The organism is Rhizobacter terrae (genome assembly GCF_003852895.1).
GTDB lineage: Bacteria > Pseudomonadota > Gammaproteobacteria > Burkholderiales > Burkholderiaceae_C > Albitalea > Albitalea terrae.
In genome coordinates, this window is sequence record NZ_QUSW01000004.1 from 134,944 (window position 1) to 148,999 (window position 14,056).

At 65.9% G+C, this 14,056-nt stretch carries 12 protein-coding genes; 4 read left to right on the forward strand and 8 right to left on the reverse strand.

Features of this window, described 5'->3' with window-relative positions:
- Positions 1 to 6 precede the first annotated feature (6 nt).
- From DZC73_RS15495 to DZC73_RS15520, 6 genes are read right to left on the reverse strand one after another with little or no spacing between them, the layout of a single operon-like run.
- Positions 7 to 261 carry a MoaD/ThiS family protein gene (locus tag DZC73_RS15495; RefSeq protein ID WP_124541267.1) on the reverse strand — a complete coding sequence of 85 codons (255 nt, stop codon included), beginning with the start codon at positions 259 to 261 and terminating at the stop codon, positions 7 to 9.
- Positions 258 to 1,466 (reverse strand): molybdopterin molybdotransferase MoeA, encoded by a 1,209-nt coding sequence (locus DZC73_RS15500; protein WP_124541268.1) that lies wholly within the window; start codon positions 1,464 to 1,466, stop codon positions 258 to 260. The genes DZC73_RS15495 and DZC73_RS15500 overlap by 4 nt, the downstream gene beginning before the upstream one ends.
- Positions 1,450 to 2,010, reverse strand: coding sequence for a molybdopterin-guanine dinucleotide biosynthesis protein B (mobB, locus tag DZC73_RS15505; RefSeq protein WP_124541269.1), 561 nt, complete (start codon positions 2,008 to 2,010; stop codon positions 1,450 to 1,452). The genes DZC73_RS15500 and mobB overlap by 17 nt, the downstream gene beginning before the upstream one ends.
- 38 nt (positions 2,011 to 2,048) lie before the next feature.
- On the reverse strand, positions 2,049 to 3,455 hold the full coding sequence (gene thrC / locus DZC73_RS15510; protein WP_124541270.1) for a threonine synthase: 1,407 nt from the start codon (positions 3,453 to 3,455) through the stop codon (positions 2,049 to 2,051).
- Between the two features lie 13 nt (positions 3,456 to 3,468).
- Positions 3,469 to 4,785: a homoserine dehydrogenase gene (locus DZC73_RS15515; RefSeq protein ID WP_124541271.1), complete on the reverse strand. Its 1,317-nt coding sequence runs from the start codon at positions 4,783 to 4,785 to the stop codon at positions 3,469 to 3,471.
- Between the two features lie 24 nt (positions 4,786 to 4,809).
- The gene (locus DZC73_RS15520) at positions 4,810 to 6,036 is read right to left on the reverse strand and encodes a pyridoxal phosphate-dependent aminotransferase (RefSeq protein WP_124541272.1); all 1,227 of its coding nucleotides are present in this window, start codon (positions 6,034 to 6,036) and stop codon (positions 4,810 to 4,812) included.
- 81 nt (positions 6,037 to 6,117) lie between these two features.
- On the opposite strand from DZC73_RS15520, the gene DZC73_RS15525 reads away from it, so the two are divergent.
- The 3 genes from DZC73_RS15525 (at position 6,118) to DZC73_RS15535 (ending at position 8,999) form a co-directional block, all read left to right on the forward strand.
- Positions 6,118 to 6,510, forward strand: a complete 393-nt coding sequence (locus tag DZC73_RS15525; RefSeq protein WP_124541273.1) for an Mth938-like domain-containing protein — start codon at positions 6,118 to 6,120, stop codon at positions 6,508 to 6,510.
- Between the two features lie 94 nt (positions 6,511 to 6,604).
- Positions 6,605 to 7,078, forward strand: a complete 474-nt coding sequence (locus DZC73_RS15530) for a peroxiredoxin (protein ID WP_124541274.1) — start codon at positions 6,605 to 6,607, stop codon at positions 7,076 to 7,078.
- Positions 7,079 to 7,334: 256 nt separating this feature from the next.
- Positions 7,335 to 8,999, forward strand: coding sequence for a PhoH family protein (locus tag DZC73_RS15535; protein ID WP_124541275.1), 1,665 nt, complete (start codon positions 7,335 to 7,337; stop codon positions 8,997 to 8,999).
- A gap of 167 nt (positions 9,000 to 9,166) precedes the next feature.
- Here the strand turns inward: DZC73_RS15535 and DZC73_RS15540 are convergent, their stop codons facing one another.
- Together DZC73_RS15540 and DZC73_RS15545 are read right to left on the reverse strand one after the other, a co-directional pair.
- Positions 9,167 to 11,143: a M3 family metallopeptidase gene (locus DZC73_RS15540; RefSeq protein WP_124541276.1), complete on the reverse strand. Its 1,977-nt coding sequence runs from the start codon at positions 11,141 to 11,143 to the stop codon at positions 9,167 to 9,169.
- A 151-nt stretch (positions 11,144 to 11,294) separates the two neighbouring features.
- Positions 11,295 to 13,196: a propionate--CoA ligase gene (locus DZC73_RS15545; RefSeq protein WP_124541651.1), complete on the reverse strand. Its 1,902-nt coding sequence runs from the start codon at positions 13,194 to 13,196 to the stop codon at positions 11,295 to 11,297.
- Between the two features lie 173 nt (positions 13,197 to 13,369).
- Here DZC73_RS15545 and DZC73_RS15550 point away from each other — a divergent pair, with 173 nt between their 5' ends.
- Positions 13,370 to 14,038, forward strand: coding sequence for a C40 family peptidase (locus DZC73_RS15550; RefSeq protein WP_235835147.1), 669 nt, complete (start codon positions 13,370 to 13,372; stop codon positions 14,036 to 14,038).
- Positions 14,039 to 14,056 lie beyond the last annotated feature (18 nt).

A 14,056-nucleotide genomic window follows, 5' to 3' on the forward strand; every position in this document is an offset into this window, starting at 1 on the left:
CCGGTCTCAGCCGCCCGTGACCGGCGGGAAGAAGGCCACCTCGGCATTCGGGCCGACGGCAGCGGATTCATCGCTCAGCGACTGGTTGAGCGCGCAGCGCAGCGCCTTGCCTCGTGCGAGCGCGGCGGCATGCGCGGGGCTCCGGGCGATGAGCAGGTCGCGCACGGCGCCCAGCGTGGCGCCTTCGGGCAACTCGATCTGCTCGCCGCTGCCCAGCACCTCGCGGATGGAAGCGAAATAGCGCACCCGGACCGTGTTCATCGCATCAACTCAGGGAAAGGCAGGAAGCGTACAACGTCGCCGCGGGCGATGGGACGGCCCGGCGGGTTGGCGACCAGGCCATCGGCCCAGACGGCGGAGGTGAGCACGCCCGAGCCCTGGTTGGGAAAGAGGTCAAGACCGCCCTGTGCATTGACCTTCGCGCGCAGGAATTCCTCACGCTTGTCGGCACGCGGCCAGTCGAAGTCGGCACGCAACTCGACGCTGCGGGGCTCGATGTCCTTCGCGCCCTGCAGGCGCAGCAGCACGGGCCGCACGGTGAGCAGGAAGGTCACGAAGCTGGACACCGGGTTTCCGGGCAGGCCGATGAAGGCGGCGCTCGTGCCATCCGGGCGCTTCACGTGGCCGAAGGCGAGCGGCTTGCCGGGCTTCAGGGCGATCTGCCACAGTTCCAGCGTGCCTTCGGCCTGCACGGCGGGCTTGAGGTGGTCTTCCTCGCCGACGGAGACGCCGCCGCTGGTGATGATGAGGTCGGCGCCCTGGGCAGCACGACGCAAGGCATCGCGGGTCGCGTCAAGCTTGTCCGGGACGATGCCCAGGTCCGTACAATCGCAGCCCAGGGCCTGGATCAGCCCGCGCAGCATGAAGCGGTTGGAGTTGTAGATGGCACCCGGCTTCAGCGGCTCACCGGGCATGACGAGCTCATCGCCTGTCGAGAACAGGGCCACCTTGGGCCGGCGCGCCACCTTCAGCCGGGCAATGCCGACCGAGGCTGCCAGGCCCATGGCCTGCGGCGTCAGGCGCTCGCCGGCCGACAGCACGACGGCGCCTTCACGCACGTCCTCGCCGAGGCGTCGGATGTGCTGGCCATTCGCCGGCATGGTGTTGATTCGCACCGCGCCATCCAGCGCTTCGCACAGCTCCTGCATCACCACGGCGTCGGCACCTTCGGGAATCTGCGCGCCGGTGAAGATGCGGGCCGCCGTGCCGGGTTTCAGCGCGGATGGAACCTGGCCGGCGGGGATGCGCTGAGAGACCGGCAGCACCGCGCCTTCGGCAGGGACGTCGGCGCAGCGCAGGGCGTAGCCGTCCATGGCGGTGTTGTCGGCGGGTGGCACGTCCAGCGCCGAGCGCACCTCGTCGGCCAGGATGCGGCCGAAGGCATCGAATGTGGACACCGTCTCAGGGGCATCCAGCGGCCCAACGGCCGCGGCCAGACGCTCCAGCGCCTCAGCCAGCGTCAGCATCGGCGGCCGGGCCGGCGGCGAAGAGGGGGGAGTGGTACTCATAGCGCGAGGAATGGCCAAGGAGGAACTGTGCCACGGCGGCCGGGTCGTTGAGGTCCAGCAGGGGCAATCCGGTGGGTTCGGGCAACTGGCCCGGCTGGTCGGTGCACACCGCGACCACGAAGGGATCGTGCGGGTAGATCACCGGACGGTCGGAGTCAGGCCGCCACACCTCGATCTTGAGGATGTCGGCGTGCTTGAAGCCTTCCACCAGCACCCAGTCGCAATCGACCAGCTCGGCGATGAGCTGGTGCACGGTCGGGTCGGCCTCGACCTCGTACTCGCGGATCTTCGCCATGCGCCGGTCGGAGGCCACCACCACCTCGAAGGCGCCGGCCTGGCGATGGCGCCAGGAGTCCTTGCCCGGCACGTCAATGTCGAAGTTGTGGTGGGCATGCTTGACCACGCTCACGCGCTGCCCCGCGGCCTTCAGGTGGCCGATGAGCTGCTCCAGCAGCGTGGTCTTGCCGGAGCCCGAATAGCCGCTGAAGCCGATGACCTTCATGGATGTGCCGGCAGGCGCCCTGCCCTCATGCGATGCCCTCAGGCATTCTCGGCAATGAAGGCCTTCACGGCCTCGGCATCCACCCGCATCACCTGGAAACGCTTGGGCAACTGCTCGATGCCCACCGTGGCGGCAGGCCGGTCCGGCTGGCGGCCGATCGCCTCGACGATGGTGTCGGCGAACTTCGCCGGCAGGGCAGTCTCCAGCACGATCATCGGCACGCCGGGCTCGGCGTGCTCGCGCGCCACCTTCAGTCCGTCGGCGGTGTGCGTGTCGATCATCACGCCGAAGCGCTGCCAGGTGTCGCGGATGGTTGCCAGGCGGTCCGCATGCGTGCTGCGGCCGGAGACGAAGCCATAGTTCTGGATGCGCTTGAATTCCTCGGCGCTCAGCGTGAACGAGCCGTGGTCCTCCACGTCCGTCTTGAAGAGCTGCTTCGTGCGAGCGCCGTCGCGCCCCAGCAGGTCGAAGACGAAGCGCTCGAAGTTCGAGGCCTTGGAGATGTCCATCGACGGGCTGGAGGTCTCGTGGGTCTCGGCGCTGCCGCGCACGCGGTAGGTGCCGGTCTTGAAGAACTCGTCAAGCACGTCGTTCTCGTTGGTGGCGAGCACGAGGCGCTTGATCGGCAGGCCCATGCTGCGCGCCACGTGGCCGGCGCAGATGTTGCCGAAGTTGCCCGAGGGCACGGCGAAGCTCACGACTTCGTCATTGCTCTGGGTCGCCTGGAAGTACCCGGCGAAGTAGTACACCACCTGCGCCAGCAAGCGCGCCCAGTTGATGGAGTTGACGGTGCCGATCTTGTGGCGGCGCTTGAACGCGAGGTCGTTGGACACCGCCTTGACGATGTCCTGGCAGTCGTCGAACACGCCTTCGACGGCGATGTTGTGGATGTTCGGATCCTGCAGGCTGAACATCTGCGCCTGCTGGAACGCGCTCATGCGACCGTGCGGGCTCAGCATGAAGACGTTGACGCCCTTCTTGCCGCGCATCGCGTACTCGGCCGCGCTGCCCGTGTCGCCGGAGGTGGCGCCCAGGATGTTCAACGACTCGCCGCGGCGGCCCAGCTCGTACTCGAACAGGTTGCCCAGCAGCTGCATGGCCATGTCCTTGAAGGCCAGCGTCGGGCCGTTGGACAGGGCTTCCAGCTTCAGGCCGTCTTCCAGCGGCTTGAGCGGGGTGATCTCCTTGGTGCCGAAGACCTCGCTCGTGTAGGTCCTGGTGACCAGGCGCTTGAGATCGGCGGGCGGAACATCGTCGATGAACAGCGACAGTATCTCGAAGGCCAGCTCGTGGTACGGCAGCGTGCGCCACTTGGCGAGCGTGGCCGCATCGACCTTCGGATATTGCGTCGGCAGGTACAGCCCGCCGTCCGGCGCCAGGCCTTCGAGCAGGATGTCGGAGAAGCCCCGCTCGGTGCGGTCGCCTCGCGTGCTGGTGTACTTCAAGATCGGCTCCGGATCAATTGAGTTCTTCCTTGCGGATGCGGACGATGGGCGCAAGCACCGTGGGCAACGCCTGCATCAATGCGATGGCTTCGTTCATGCGGCCCTCGACCGTCTCGTGCGTCATGATGATCACGTCGGTCTTGGACTGGCCCTCGTCCGCATCCTGCGGGCGCTGCAGCAGCGCGTCGATGGAGATGCCTTTCTCCGCCAGGATGCCGGTGATGCGCGCGAGCACGCCGGCCTGGTCGGCCACCTGCAAGCGCAGGTAGAACGAGGTCACCACCTCTTCGATGGGCAGGATGGGCGTGGTCGCCAGCGAGTCGTGCTGGAAGGCCAGGTGCGGCACGCGGTGGTGCGGGTCGGCGGTGTGCAGGCGCGTCACGTCCACCAGGTCGGCCACCACGGCCGAGGCGGTGGGCTCGGAGCCTGCGCCCTTGCCGTAGTACAGCGAGGTGCCCACGGCATCGGCATGCACCAGCACCGCGTTCATCGCGCCTTCCACGTTGGCGATGAGGCGCTTGCTCGGCACGAGCGTCGGGTGCACGCGCAGCTCGATGCCCGTGTCGCGGCGGCGCGTGATGCCCAGCAGCTTCAGGCGGTAGCCCAGTTGCTCGGCATAGGAGATGTCCGCCGCCTGCAGCTTGGTGATGCCTTCCACGTAGGCCTTCTCGAACTGTACCGGCACGCCGAACGCGATGGCGCTGACGATGGCCACCTTGTGCGCCGCGTCCACGCCTTCGATGTCGAAGGTGGGGTCGGCTTCGGCATAGCCCAGCCGCTGCGCTTCCTTGAGCACCACGGCGAAATCCAGCCCCTTGGCGCGCATCTCGGAGAGGATGAAGTTGGTGGTGCCGTTGATGATGCCGGCGATCCACTCGATGCGGTTGGCCGTGAGTCCTTCGCGCAGCGCCTTGATGATGGGAATGCCGCCAGCCACGGCGGCCTCGAACGCGACCATCACGCCCTTCTCGCGGGCGGCCGCAAAGATCTCGGTGCCGTGCACGGCCAGCAGCGCCTTGTTGGCGGTGACCACGTGCTTGCCCGCGGCAATGGCCTGCATCACCAGCGTCTTGGCGATCTCATAGCCGCCGATCAGCTCGATGACGATGTCGATCTCGGGGTTCGAGATGATCTCGTTCGCATCGGTCACCACCTTCACGTCATCGCCCACGACCTTGCGCGCACGCTCGATGCTGCGGGCGAAGACGCTGTGAATCTCGATGCCACGGCCGGCGCGGCGGCGGATTTCTTCCTGGTTGCGACGCAGCACGTTGAACGTGCCGCTGCCCACGGTGCCGATGCCGAGCAGGCCGACTTGGATGGGTTTCATGATGCAGGTGTGGCCGTTGAAGGCTCAGTGGGAGTGACGTTTGCGGTAGTGATCGAGGAATCGCGCGATGCGGCCGATGGCGTCGGTCAGGTCATCGGAGTTCGGCAGGAACACGAGGCGGAAATGATCAGGCGCCGACCAGTTGAAGCCGGTGCCCTGGACGATGAGCACCTTCTCCTCGGCCAGCAACTCGTAGGCAAATTGCTGGTCGTCGGCGATGGGGTAAAGCTTCGGATCCAGCCGGGGGAACATGTACAGCGCCGCCTTGGGCTTGACCACGCTCACGCCGGGAATCTGCGAGAGCAGCTCATAGGCCAGGTCACGCTGGCGGCACAGCCGGCCACCGGGAGCGACCAGGTCCTTGATGCTCTGGTAGCCGCCCAGCGCCGTCTGGATGGCGAGCTGCCCCGGCGTGTTGGAGCACAGGCGCATCGAGGCCAGCATGTTCAGGCCTTCGATGTAGTCCTTGGCATGGCGGCGCTCGCCCGACACCACCATCCAGCCGGCGCGGTAGCCACAGGAGCGGTAGTTCTTGCTCAGGCCGTTGAAGGTGACGAAGAGCACGTCATCGGCCAGCGAGGCGATGCTCGTGTGCGAGACGCCGTCGTACAGCGTCTTGTCGTAGATCTCGTCGGCGAACACCACCAGCTCGTGCTGGCGGGCAATATCGACGATCTGCTGCAGCACCTCGACGGGGTACAGCGCGCCGGTGGGGTTGTTGGGGTTGATGACCACGATCGCCTTGGTGCGCGGCGTGATCTTCTTCTTGATGTCCTCGATGTCGGGGAACCAGCCCGACTGCTCGTCGCAGACGTAGTGCACCGGCGTGCCGCCCGACAGCGCCACGCCGGCGGTGTACAGCGGGTAGTCCGGCGACGGCAGCAGCACTTCGTCGCCGTCGTTGAGCAGCGCGTTCAGGCTCATCACGATGAGCTCGGAGGCGCCATTGCCCAGGTACACGTCGTCGACGGTGACGCCGCGGATGTTCTTTTCCTGCGTGTAGTGAACCACCGCCTTGCGCGGCGCGAACAGGCCCTTGCTGTCGGTGTAGCCGGCCGTGTGCGGCATGTTGCGGATCATGTCCTGCACGATCTCGTCGGGCGGCTCCAGGCCGAACGCGGCGATGTTGCCGATGTTCAGCTTGATGATCTTCTGCCCCTCGTCTTCCATCTGCCGCGCCTTGTCCAGCACGGGTCCACGGATGTCGTAGCAGACGTTGGCGAGCTTGCTCGACTTGGCGATGGGTTTCACGACAAGGGTCTCCGGATTTGCAGTCTGAAATGCTGCAGCGCAAAACCTATAATTTAACCACAGGCCTCCCGTGGAAAACCCGTGAAACTCCAAGCCGATCGAATCGAAGGAACCAACGCGATTGCCAGACATGGCCTTGATGGCGTGATCGTCAACGGCCGTGAGCACCGAAGCAGCGTCGTCGTGCCCTGGAAAGGCGACGTGACGGAATGGCCGGTCAATTCATTCGAGGGCCTGACCGCAGCACATTTCCAGGCCCTGGCGGACCTGAAACCCGAACTCGTGATTTTTGGCAGCGGCCCGCGAATCCGGTTTGCGCCGCCGGCGCTGATGCGAGCGCTGATCGACGCGCGAATCGGCATCGAGACCATGGACACGGCCGCCGCCTGCCGCACCTACAACGTCCTGCTGGCAGAGGGCCGCTCGGTCGTTGCGGCACTGCTTTTTCCGAAGCCGTCAAGCCCCTCCGAATAAGGCCATCGGCGCATGCAGCGGCCATCGGGAAAGCCGCTTGCTTCCCTTATAATCACGGGCTACGCCCACGAAGCGCAACGCAGCAGAATACTTCATGACGCCAGCCCTCAACAAACCCCTGCCGGAATTTGAAGCGCTCGCAACCAGTGGCGTGAAGTTCACGCCCGCTGCTTTTGCCGGCCAGACCGTCGTTCTCTACTTCTACCCCAAGGACAATACCCCGGGCTGCACTACTGAAGCCATGCAGTTCCGCGACCACCACAAGGATTTCGTGAAGGCCGGCGCCGTGGTCTTCGGCGTCTCGCGCGACAACATGGCCTCGCACGACAAGTTCAAGCAGGCGCTGGAGCTGCCCTTCGAGCTCATCGCCGACACCGAGGAAAAGCTCTGCCACATGTTCGGCGTGGTCAAGAACAAGATCATGTACGGCAAGAAGGTCAAGGGCATCGAGCGCTCCACCTTCCTGATCGACGGCAGCGGCGTGCTGCGTGCCGAATGGCGCGGCCTGAAGGTGGCCGGCCATGTGGAAGAAGTGCTCAAGGCCGTGAAGGCGCTGAAGAAGGCCTGATCGGTCACTGACCGCTGCTCTCAAGACAAAGCCGGCCCTGGGCCGGCTTTGTCATTTCTTCAACGTGACATTTCCATGGCAATGCAAGTCATTCCCAGTCACGTTGGCCCCGATGCGACAACCGGTTGTGGCCGAAGCCGCGATGTGCATAATGGGTCATGCCCGTGAGTTGTGAAACGCGCACTCTCTCCATCAAGCCGCACAGGCGACTGTGCGGCTTTTTTTCTTCTGAAACGCAACGGAGCCGCCTCTTCTCATGCCACTCCCCAAGCCGCCTGCCAAACGTGCCGCACTACTGACCCAATCCGACTTCGACTCGCAGGCCGCGCCCAAACCGGGCAAACGTTCACAGAAGACACTCGCATCGGCCGAACCCGCGTCGCCGCCTGAGCTCCACTTGCTGGCCGAAACCTCGGAGGCTGTCGCACCGCTGGCGCCCAAGGTCGCCGAGCCCCGTCCGGCAGCAGCTGCGGCCAAGCGCCCCGCGCCGGAGCCTCGCGCCCGCAAGCCCCGCGGCGACGGCCCGCCCAAGCTCTTCGTGCTGGACACCAACGTCCTCATGCACGATCCGATGTCGCTGTTCCGCTTCGACGAGCACGACATCTACCTGCCGATGATCACGCTGGAGGAACTGGACGCCCACAAGCGTGGCATGACCGAGGTGTCGCGCAACGCCCGCCAAGTCAGCCGCGACCTGGACGCGCTGGCCGCCGCCATGGGCACGCGCGATGCCAGCGGCATGTCCGAAGGCCTGCCGCTGTCGCGCACCGGCCACCGCGAAGCCGCGGGCAAGCTCTTCTTCCAGACCAACCTGGTCAACGTCAGCCTTCCCGCGGGACTGCCGCAAGGCAAGGCCGATAACCAGATCCTGGGTGTGGTCCAGGCCCTGCGCGACCAGAACTCCAAGCGCGACGTCGTGCTGGTGTCCAAGGACATCAACATGCGAATCAAGGCCCGCGCCCTGGGCCTGCCCGCCGAGGATTACCACAACGACAAGACGCTGGACGACGGCGACCTGCTGTACACCGGCGTGCTGCCCTTGCCGGCCGACTTCTGGGACCGCCATGGCAAGACCATGGAAAGCTGGAACCAGGGCGGCTACACCTTCTACCGCATCAGCGGCCCGATGGTGCCCGCGCTGCTCGTGAACCAGTTCGTGTACCTCGAGGCCCCGGGCGCCGCCCCGCTGTACGCCAAGGTCACCGAGATCACCGGCAAGACGGCGGTGCTGCGCACGCTGCGCGAGTACACCCACAACAAGAACGCCGTGTGGGGCGTGACCGCGCGCAACCGCGAGCAGAACTTCGCCCTCAACCTGCTGATGGACCCGGAGTGCGACTTCATCACGCTCACCGGCACCGCAGGCACCGGCAAGACGCTGATGACGCTGGCCGCCGGCCTGTCGCAGGTGATGGACGAGCGCCGCTACACTGAGATCATCGTCACCCGCGTGACGGTGCCGGTGGGCGAGGACATCGGCTTCCTGCCGGGCACGGAGGAAGAGAAGATGAGCCCGTGGATGGGCGCTCTGGACGACAACCTGGAGGTCCTGTCCAAGAGCGACGGCGGCGCCGGCGAGTGGGGCCGTGCAGCGACCAATGATCTCGTGCGCAGCAAGATCAAGATCAAGAGCCTGAACTTCATGCGCGGGCGCACGTTCCTGAACAAGTTCGTGATCATCGACGAGGCCCAGAACCTGACGCCCAAGCAGATGAAGACGCTCATCACGCGGGCGGGTCCGGGCACGAAGATCGTGTGCCTGGGCAACCTGGCGCAGATCGACACACCCTACCTGACGGAAGGCAGCTCGGGCCTCACCTATGCCGTCGACCGCTTCAAGGGCTGGCCGCATTCGGGGCACGTGACGCTGGCTCGTGGGGAACGGTCTCGGCTGGCTGATTTCGCTAGCGAAGTTCTCTAGGCTGACGCAACCTTCGGGTTGAGGGGCGACTGGGTAGGGGGTCTGCGGACAGTCAGCAAGCCCCGCTTGCGTCCGCAGACCCCCACCCCATTCCTCCCCCCACCCAAACCGTCGAGAAAGAAAAAGGGCCGCCAAACAAGCGGCCCCTCATCACCAAGAGAACGACATCACTTCTTCAGATAGTCGTAGAACGCCTTCGAGTTCGTCTCACGACCCAGGAAGTTCTTCACCAGCTCCTTGGGCGGCTTCTGCCCCCCCTGCGACAGCACATCCTTGCGATACCGCCCGCCCACCACCGGATCGAGGTGATTCGCCTCGAAGGCAGTCCGCAGGTCCATCGCCACCACCAGGCTGTAGAGATAGCCGTAGTAACCGGCGCCGTAGCCGCCCGTCACGTGCGAAAAACCAGCCGGGAACATCGTGCCCTGCACGTGGCCCAGGGGCGTCGCGCCTTCCATCTTGACCCAGGTGGCCATCGCTTCCGGTGCGTCGGCGGAGTGCAGCGCGAGGTCGTAGCTGGCGTACAGGTGCTGGCGGGCAAAGCGGGCGCCCTTGCCGAAGTCGCGCGCGGCGATGGCCTTGTCGACGAGCTCGTCCGGCACCGGCTTGCAGTTGGCGCACACGGTCTGGAAGAGCTTCAGCACCTTCTTGTCGTAGACCCAGTCCTCCAGCATCTGCGAAGGCGCTTCGACGAAATCGCGCTTCACGCTCGTGCCGGCCTGCGCCGCATAGCGCGTGGCCGACAGGTTGTTGTGCAGCGCGTGACCCATCTCGTGGAGCATCGTCTCCAGCTCCGACAGCGACAGGCCCTTGCGGTCCATGTTCACCACGTAGGCGGCTTGCGGCACGCGGTTCTGCAGCGTCGAGCCATTGCGGTAGCTCCACACCGCGGCGTGGTTGTACTTGCCGTCGCGGGGATACATGTCCACCAGCAGTGTGGCCAGGGGCTTGCCGCTCTTGGCGTCGCTCACGGCGTAGGCCTGCACGTCCTCATGCCAGAGCTTGGCCGGCACGCGGGTGTACTTGATGCCCAGCATGTTCTCCGCCACCTTCATGATGAACTGCAGGCTCTCCTGCGGCGGGAAGTACTGGCGGAAGGCGTCCTGGTCGACGGCGTATTTGGCCTGGCGCACGCGCTCGGTGTAGTACGACCAGTCCCAGCGCTCCAGCTTGGTCTGCTCCAGCGGCGTGCCCAGGTGCCTGGCCTTGGCCTCGCGCAGCTCGGCCAGGTCCTTGGCCTCGCCTTCCTTCACTGCGCCCTTCACGTCGTCCAGGAAGCGCAGCGTGTTGGCCGTGCTCTCCGACATGCGGCGGCGCAGCTGGAAGTCGTCGTAGCTCTTCATGCCGAAGAGCCCGGCGTATTCGCGGCGCAACTGCACGATCTCGTTGAGCAGCTTGAGGTTGCCTTCGCCGCCTTCGCTCAGCTTGGCGCGGTAGATGCGCTCGCGTGCAGCGGCATCGTCCGCGCGGTCGAGCACCGGCAGGTAGGTCGGGTAGTCCAGGCCCAGCAAGTAGTGGCCCGAGTCGTCGCGCGGCTTGTCCTTCCAGACGTTCTCCGGCACGCCCTTCAGCTCTTCGGCCGTGAACGGCACCTTCGTGTTGGTGTCGCGGATGTTCTTGTTGAACTGCTGGTCCAGCTCGGTGATGCGGTCGATGATCTGCTTGGCCCGGGCGCGCTTGTCGGCCGGCAGGCTCACGCCGGCGTCCTCGAACTGGTCGAGCGTCACGCGCATGAACTCGCGGTCGATGTCGTTGCGCGGCTTGACCTTGGCCGCGGCCTTGTAGAGCGTCTCGTTCTGCCCGAGGGTGGACAGGAAGTCCTGCCACTTCAGCACGCAGGCCTGCGCCGCGTCACGGATCGCCTTGTCCGGGTGCACGTACACCAGCAGGTCGATGGGGTTGGAGACGTCCTCGATGTAGGCATTGAGCGCGTCGGAGGCTGCCGGCCACTTGGCATCGGGCGCATGCTTTTCGAGTGCCTTGACGTGCTTGGCAGCGCCGTCGAGCCCGCTCTGGCAGGCAGTCTCCACCGCCTTGGCATCGGCAAAATTCGGGAAGGCAGGACCGGGCAGCGTGGGGGCCGCGAAGGCGGCTGCCGAGGTAACGAGGGCTGCGGCGAGGGCAAGCGGAAGTTGGGGTCGCATCGGATCTCCAGCGATCAAAGTGAATATCCCGCCTCGTGGGCGGGAAACGCCGAATTGTCGCCGGGGCTTCAGGCGGCCGGCCTGCGGGTTGGACCCAGGTTCGGCCGGGAATGCGATGAACTGCGGTTTCCGAGGGATGAACTGCGGCCCGTCATGCCGGGCCAGCCACCAGCGCCTGGATCTGCGCCAGCGCGGTCGGGTCTTCGATGGTCGTCAGGTCGCCCGGGTCGCGCCGCTCGCACACGGCCTGGATGGCCCGCCGCAGCAGCTTGCCCGAGCGCGTCTTGGGCAGCACGTTGACGATGTGCACCCGCGCAGGCCGCGCCACCGCGCCCAGTTGCTGGTCCACCGTCTTCATGATCTCGCCTTCGAGCCGAAGCCTGGCAAGGTCATCCGTGAGGCCGCCGGCATCCTTGGCGACCACGAAGGCCATCGCCACCTGGCCCTTGAGCGAGTCGGCCACGCCCACCACCGCCACCTCGGCCACGTTGGGATGGCTGGAGATGCTTTCCTCGATCTCGCGCGTGCCCAGCCGGTGGCCGGCCACGTTGATCACGTCGTCGGTGCGCCCGAGGATGAAGTAGTACCCGTCCTCGTCGCGGATGCCCCAGTCGAAGGTGCTGTAGACCAGCCGCCCCGGCACGGTGCTCCAGTAGGTCTTCACGAAGCGCTCGTCGTCGCGCCACACGGTCTGCATGCAGCCGGGCGGCAGCGGCCCTTCGATGACCACCACGCCCTTGTGCCCTGCCCCGCGCAGTTCCTGCCCGGTGGTCTCGTCGATGAGCTTCACGTCGTAGCCGTACATGGGCACGCCCGGGCTGCCGAACTTGCTCGGTGCACGTTCGACGCCGTTGGCGATGGTGAGGATGGGCCAGCCCGTCTCGGTCTGCCAGTAGTTGTCGATGATCGGTTTGCCCAGGCCGTCGGCGATCCACTTCGCGGTGGTTTCGTCCAGCGGCTCGCCGGCCAGGAACAAGGCCTTGAGCGAGCTCAAATCATGCTGCTTCAGGTACTTCGGATCCTGCTTCTTGAGCACGCGCACGGCAGTGGGCGCGCTGAACATCGACGTCACCTTGTACTTCTCGACCAGGCTCCACCAGATGCCTGCATCGGGCCGGATGGGCAGCCCCTCGTACATGATGGTCGCCATGCCGGCGATGAGCGGTCCGTAGACGATGTAGCTGTGCCCCACCACCCAGCCGATGTCGCTGGTGGAGAAGTAGGTCTCGCCCGGCTCGCCCATGAAGATGTGCTTCATGCTGGCGGCCAGCGCCACGGCGTACCCGCCGGTGTCGCGCTGCACGCCCTTGGGCTTGCCGGTGGTGCCGCTCGTGTAGAGCGTGTAGCTCACTTCGGTCGACTCCAGCCAGGTGCAGGGCACCTGCGCGCCAAGGTGCTTCTCGCGCAGCGCGGCATAGGACTCGTCGCGCCCGGGCTCCAGTTGCATCGACGCGAGACCGCGGTCCACCAGCAACACCTTGGACGGCTTGTACGCCGCCAAGCGGATGGCTTCGTCCAGCAAGGGCTTGTAGGCCACCACCTTGCCCGACCGGCTACCGGCATCGGCGCTCACGACGACCGTGGGCTGCGCATCGTCGATGCGGCTGGCCAGGCTGCCGCTGGCGAAGCCGCCGAAGACCACCGAATGGATGGCACCGATGCGCGCGCAGGCCAGCATCGCGAAGGCCGCTTCAGGAATCATCGGCATGTAGATGAGCACGCGGTCGCCACGCATCACACCCAGCGAGAGCAACACGGCCGCCATCGCCTGCACCTCGTCATGCAGCTGGCGGAAGCTGTAGGTCCGCTCCTCGTTCGTCTCCGTGGAGACGAAGATGAGCGCGTTCTGGTCCGGCCGGGTGGCCACGTGCCGGTCCACCGCGTTGTGGCACAGGTTGGTCTGCCCGCCCACGAACCAGTTCGCGAACGGTGGTTTGCTGTATTCGCACACCGTGTCGAATGGCCGGTGCCAGTCGATCAGCCGGGCCTGTTCGGCCCAGAAGCCGTCACGATCGGCGATGGAACGGCGATGGAAATCCGCGAAAGACATCATGGTCACCCCGACTGCCTGTGAGTTTGTCCACAGTCCATTTCATCAGATGAACCTGACTACTGGTTGTCACGATTCCGGGTTTTCCAGGTGTAAATCAAAGGTCGGTCAGATGGTGGAGCCCAGTATCCTTGCGGCCAATGCGAGATTTCGACCATCAGCCCCGGCGGCGCCCTGTGTCCATCGTCGCCGCCGCGGTGCTCGCGCTGTCGGCGGCATTGGCTGGCAGCAACGCCAACGCCCGGCCCGACACCGACAAGCAGCCCGAGCGCATCGGCCGGTTCCTGGCCGACATCGCGCTCACGCCGCCCGTGACCATGGCCGCCCTGGCGACCCCGTCGATGAGCCCCGTGGCACCGGCAAACGGCAGCGGCCCCAACAAGCCCAACATCGCCGAACGCGTGCGCGACGGCGCGTCCGACATGGTGCTGACTGCCATGAACTTCATGGGCGTGCCCTACAAGCGCGGGGGCAACAGCGAGGAATCGGGCTTCGACTGCAGCGGCTTCACCCGCCACATCTTCGAGCTGAGCCTGGGCCTGGTGCTGCCGCGCAAGGCCGACCAGCAGGCGCACGCGCCGGGCCTGGTGCCCGTGAGCCGAGATGAACTCAAGCCAGGCGACCTGGTGTTCTTCAACACGCTCAAGCGCACCTTCTCGCACGTGGGCATCTATGTCGGCGAAGGCAAGTTCATCCACTCGCCGCGCGCCGGCGGCGAGGTGCGGGTGGAGGCCATGGACCTCGCCTACTGGAAGAAGCGCTTCACCGGCGCGCGCCGGGTCGAAGCCCTGGCCGCTGCGCCAGCCGCCGCCGAAGCGGCATCCGCGCCTACGACTTTGCGCTAGGCCAAGGTCTCAGCGCCT